This is a genomic window from Pseudoalteromonas sp. 19-MNA-CIBAN-0066 (genome assembly GCF_040308705.1).
Lineage (GTDB): Bacteria > Pseudomonadota > Gammaproteobacteria > Enterobacterales > Alteromonadaceae > Pseudoalteromonas > Pseudoalteromonas nigrifaciens.
This window is the reverse complement of record NZ_JBEONZ010000093.1, coordinates 1-781: the sequence shown is the minus strand read 5'-3', so window position 1 is coordinate 781 and position 781 is coordinate 1. Positions and strand designations below refer to the sequence as shown.

2 protein-coding genes are annotated in these 781 nt (G+C 38.9%); both read left to right on the top strand.

Going from position 1 to position 781, the window contains the following annotated elements; genetic code table 11:
- The coding region (locus AAEZ18_RS18320; RefSeq protein WP_502935416.1) for a MerR family transcriptional regulator at window positions 1-187 on the top strand (187 nt) is incomplete at its 5' end.
- Window positions 188-315: 128 nt separating this feature from the next.
- A complete protein-coding gene (locus AAEZ18_RS18315) occupies window positions 316-708 on the top strand; it encodes a hypothetical protein (RefSeq protein WP_352255837.1) in 393 nt (130 codons plus the stop codon).
- Window positions 709-781 lie beyond the last annotated feature (73 nt).

Sequence of the window (781 nt, the reverse complement as noted above, 5' to 3'; positions counted from 1 at the left end):
CAGTCGTTCGAGGCCAGATCAGAGCTGTTCAAATATCAATACGTTAATAGCTAAGCATTTATCAGACGTCATTATTCGCATTGAAGAGCTAAACGTATTAAAGTCATCACTCGAAAATATGGCGTCATCGTGTGACCAAGACAAAACCATTAGGGACTGTGGTATTTTAAATTATTTACACACTTAAAATTGTAAGAAGAACACAATTTCACTGTGCGCGCTCACCTTAACTTGTATCTATCGGCTAACATTCGTCATTTGTATAGATTTATAAGGCAAAAATCAATAGCCTGAACTTTTGATACTGAGTCAGCCATGCATATTCATTTGTGGCCCTACAAAGCGATTTACATCGGAATCAGTCCTGATAATGATGTTCATGCACATCATGCTGTCCAAATTTGCATTGGTTTAGACAAAGACATCTCGGTTCAAGATTACAAGGCACAAAGTATTCACACCGGACAATGTATTGTGATTTTCGAAGATGTCCCTCACAAGGTTTTGGCACAGGACAATCAGATTGTAGTCATCTATTTAGAGCCTGAAGATAGGCAAAACCAACAACTTCTCAAAGCCTTACGTCAAGCCAGGAGTGATGGAATTAATACTCTGCCGCTTACTAGCAAAGAATTGGGATCCATTTCTCAGCATCTATTTACTGACGTCGATATCGACAAAGTGTGGAAAACAGTAAATAAAGCGTAAGCGTCTAGCGAACCACACCTAGCATCGATGTTCTGATTATCTAAAAATACCTGCTCAATGATAAATTCGGAGC

What these genes read in the sequence shown, in the direction of transcription:
- AAEZ18_RS18315 (WP_352255837.1), top strand. Translation starts at nt 316, where the DNA reads ATGCATATTCATTTGTGGCCCTACAAAGCGATTTACATCGGAATCAGT.